Origin of the sequence: Micromonospora chalcea (genome assembly GCF_002926165.1) — a bacterium.
Lineage (GTDB): Bacteria > Actinomycetota > Actinomycetes > Mycobacteriales > Micromonosporaceae > Micromonospora > Micromonospora chalcea.
Window position 1 is genome coordinate 1 of the sequence record NZ_MAGP01000065.1, and the last position, 3856, is coordinate 3856.

At 71.8% G+C, this 3856-nt stretch carries 4 protein-coding genes and 1 tRNA gene; 3 read left to right on the forward strand and 2 right to left on the reverse strand.

Annotated features, from left to right (window positions below; translation table 11 throughout):
• A partial coding sequence (locus tag BAW75_RS06940; protein WP_146074806.1) for a tetratricopeptide repeat protein occupies positions 1 to 843 on the reverse strand: 843 nt, incomplete at its 3' end.
• Between the two features lie 200 nt (positions 844 to 1043).
• Between BAW75_RS06940 and BAW75_RS06945 the strand changes: the two genes are divergently transcribed.
• The 3 genes from BAW75_RS06945 (at position 1044) to BAW75_RS06955 (ending at position 2838) form a co-directional block, all read left to right on the forward strand.
• Positions 1044 to 1130: transfer RNA gene (locus BAW75_RS06945), tRNA-Leu, on the forward strand.
• Positions 1131 to 1267: 137 nt separating this feature from the next.
• Positions 1268 to 1762 (forward strand): hypothetical protein, encoded by a 495-nt coding sequence (locus BAW75_RS06950; RefSeq protein WP_146074807.1) that lies wholly within the window; start codon positions 1268 to 1270, stop codon positions 1760 to 1762.
• Entirely contained in the window at positions 1759 to 2838 is a 1080-nt protein-coding gene (locus tag BAW75_RS06955; protein ID WP_104113007.1) for a tyrosine-type recombinase/integrase, read from the forward strand. The genes BAW75_RS06950 and BAW75_RS06955 overlap by 4 nt, the downstream gene beginning before the upstream one ends.
• On the opposite strand, the gene BAW75_RS06960 is transcribed toward BAW75_RS06955, so the two are convergent.
• Positions 2835 to 3686: a hypothetical protein gene (locus tag BAW75_RS06960; protein WP_104113008.1), complete on the reverse strand. Its 852-nt coding sequence runs from the start codon at positions 3684 to 3686 to the stop codon at positions 2835 to 2837. The genes BAW75_RS06955 and BAW75_RS06960 overlap by 4 nt on opposite strands.
• Between the last annotated feature and the right edge of the window lie 170 nt (positions 3687 to 3856).

Consider the following 3856-nt stretch of genomic DNA (forward strand, 5'->3'; position numbering starts at 1 on the left):
CCCGCCCGCGCCGACCCGCCCCGCCGCCCCGGGGACGCCTGCCGCGGCTGCGCCGGTATCCGGCGCAGCCGCGCCAGGCGTCCCCGGGGCGGCGGGGCGGGTCGGCGCGGGCGGGTACGGCGGCGGGGTCGCCGGCAGCGACACGGTGGGCTCGGACAGAGCGGGACCGGAGTGCCCGGGGGAAGCGGGACCGGGCAGGACCTGTCCAGGCTGTGCGGGCACGACCGGACCGGAGTGCCCCGGCAGAGCCGGGTTGGGAGGGCCTGGCAGGGGCGGACCGGAGTGTGCCGGCGGGGCCGGGCTGTGGTGTCCCGGCAGGGTCGGACCCGGGTGCCCGGGCAGGTACGGACCGGGGTGCGTGCCGGCAGCGGCGGCGAAGCCGCCGGGAGGTGGGCCGTAGCCGGCGGGAGCGGCGGCGTAGCCGCCGAGGTACTGGCGGGCTGCGCGTACCGCGGGGTGGTCCGGACCGAGCACGGCGGACCCGGCGGTGGCCACGCGGCTGTAGTTGCGGCGGGCCTCGTGCCGGTTGCCCAGCTCCTCGGCCACCCCCGCGAGGTCGAAGCTGAGCGCGAGCATCAGCGGGTCCCCGTCGCCCCGGCGGCGCTCGCCGGCGGCGTAGGCCTCTTCGAGTACGCGCCGGGCGGCGGCCGGGTCGTCGGCCTCGCGGTGCAGCCGGGCCAGCAGGTGACCGGTGGCCAGGACGTCCTGGTGGTCCTCGCCGTACGCCGGGCGGGCCGCGACGATCGCGTCGGCGAGCAGGCGGCGGGCGCTGGTCAGGTCGCCGGCGGCGCGCATCGCGAGGGCCTGGTGCTGGGTGGCGATCAACGGGGAGGGGTGGGACACGTGAGCAATGCTGCCCGGAATCGTCAGTTGCGCGCTACCCACCCGATTGTTGTGGCCTCTGACCTGCGCAAACGTGGGGCGTTGGTGCTGATGTGCATGATCGTTCCGGGCCGTGTACAGTAATCCCCCGTGCGGCCCGCCAGGCCGGCCGATGCGGTGAGATGATCACCTTGGCCGACCGGGTAGGCTGGTACGTGCAGGTCCGGGTGGCGGAATGGCAGACGCGCTAGCTTGAGGTGCTAGTGCCCGTATAGGGCGTGGGGGTTCAAGTCCCCCCTCGGACACCACTACGTGTGGAGATCCACGCGAGATCAACTCCCCTCGCGTGGGGACGCGAACCGCTACGTTTCATCTGTGCATCCAGGCGCCGGGAGTGGCTTCCGCCTGCGCTGACAGCGTTGCGTCCGTACTGGTGGTGGCCTCGGTGAGTCTTGGCCGCTCGCGTCCCTGCCAGTCCGATGAGCAGCTCGTCGAGGCGCTCGTACCCACCCCGCTGCCGGTCGCATCGCCGGAGCCGGTCGCATCGCCGGAGCCGGCACCGCTGCCGACATTGCCCGCGCCTGCGGCCCGTAGTGACGATGGTGTGCTGTTCGACGTGGGCCGGCCCGACGCCGCCGGCCGGGTCACCGCTCGTGCACTGCTGCGGGCCTTGGGCTGGACGCCAGGCCTGACGCTGCACGTCGACGTCGTGGCCGGCGCAATCCTGATCACCCCGGCCGTCGACGGCGCGCACGCCGTGGGCACCCGCGAGGAACTGCCCCTACCGGCGGCCGCCCGACACTTGTGCGGCATCGCCACCGGCGAGCCTGTCCTCCTGGCCGCCCTGCCCCGCCAGAGCCGCATCCTCGTGCACCCCTCACACACCATCACCGCGGTCCTGGCCGACCTGCACATCCGCATCCTCGGAGAGCCCTCATGACCACGGATCCCGATCGTGTCGCCACCGCCCGAGCCCTCCTTGCGCACCTTGGCCTCACCGCCGCCGACCTCACCGGCAGTAGCGCGCCTGCCGTGCCGACGGTCGCCGAGTACCTTCCTGCTGTTGTCGCCGCGGCGAGCCAGGGCACCCGACGCACCTACGGCAGCTCCTGGAGACGTATGGTCGCCGCCCTCGGCGACGTGCGTATCGACGCGGTGCGCGCCAGTCACCTCGAAGCCCTCATGCGACAGGCCGCCGCCGGCGCCCGCCCTCGGCGCAACTCCCGCAACGGCCGGCACGCCGGCGAGCATCTCGTCGCCGCAGCCCGTGCCTTCTACAACCGCGCCGTCGCCGACGGCCACCTCACCGCCGTGGACAGCCCCGCCCACCGGATCCGCAAACCCCGCCGGCTGCCCAACACCCGCCGTGCTCTTACCCCCGACGAGTTGTCCGACATCAACACCGCCGCCCGCAGCGGCGGCAACGACATCGTGCTCGACGCGCTGCTGCTGCGCCTGCACACTGAAACGGCCTGCCGACGCGCCGGCGCCCTCGCGCTGCGTTTGATCGACCTGGACACCGACCACGCGCTGATCCGTCTGTCCGAGAAGGGCGGCACGCAACGCTGGCAGCCCATCACCCCCATGCTCGCCGGCCGGCTGAACGACCACGCCCGAGCCCGCGGCGCCGCCGCACCAACCGATGCGCTGCTGCGCTACCGCAACGGCCGACCCGCCACTTACCGTCGCTACGACCTGCTCTGGGCCCGTATTGGCCGGCAGCTACCGTGGGTCGCCGTGCACGGCATCTCCACCCACTGGCTGCGCCACACCACCCTCACCTGGGTCGAGCGGCACTTCGGCTACGCCGTGGCCCGCGCTTACGCCGGACACACCGACTGCCGTGGACCGGCCACCACCACTTACATCAAGGCGGACCTGCCCGCGGTCGCCACCGCACTCGTGGCCCTCACCGGTCAGCCACACCCGCTGGCCGTAGCCGAGAGCGAACAGCGGTTCCCCGCCCATGACGCGGAGGCTGGGGCGGCCGCATACCGCAGTGGAACCCACCGCTAGCCGGGTCGTGAAGCGCCGCCCCCGATGTCAGTACTGGCGTGCAACGGTGCCATGGGAGGCAGCAGGTGGCCGATCCCCGCAGCGACGACCCACTGGGCAGCTGGCTGGTCCAAAAGCCACGGCGAGCGCAGTAGGAGTTTCCGTAACCCGCTGCGGTCTTGCACCTGCAGAGGTTCCTGCCGCAGCCCGCGACGCCACTGGCCGTCAGGACCCCAGTGCCGATGAGACGGCTCGTCTAGGACCGTAACGAAGGCGTGGACAAGGTCGGGCCAACTCGGCGTGCCCCACCAATGGCGGCACGCCAGCCCCCCGTGGATTGCGGCGCGCCAGGCCGCGTACCGCCCACCGCGCTTCTCCGCTGTGGTCGCCCAGGCACCCAACGTGCCCGCAACGTGCTCGTTATAGTCCGCCAGATCATCACCGGCGATCTCGATGATCCGGAAGCCACCCGGCAGTAGGCGCTGAGGATTGACCAACCAGCGCCAGACCCGCACGGCCAGCCAGTCCCAATCGTCCACGCTGACGTCGTCGAGCTGGCCGGCGTCGGCGTCTGCCGGTAGACCCACCTCATAACGCCAGCGCCGGATGATCTGTCGAATCCGCCAACTCGTATGCGCGTTGATGCGGAGCATGTCACCGTCGTTGAGCGGGCCATCCCCGGCATGCCAGTCCTCAACAGGGCCATTGCGCCACGCGTTGTTGACTACACCGACCGCCGCGAGATCGAGAACCGCTGCCGCACGATCGGGCTCGATCCCCACCTGATGGGCGAGCATGCCGCGCAGGAGCTCGTCCTCGCGCTGCGGTGTCATCGCGTCGCCGTTGCTACGGCCAGCGGCCTTCTCCATGAACGCCGAGAATGCCAGGCCGTAGGCGTCGGGGCCATCCTCCTAGTACTCCAACGTCACTTGGATTCGGCGTTGGGCGTGGCGTGGGTATGAGGGCGGCCACCGCGTTGATCATCGATGGTTTGTGAGGACAACCGAAGATCGCGCGATGGCCGTGGGCCACAGCGTAG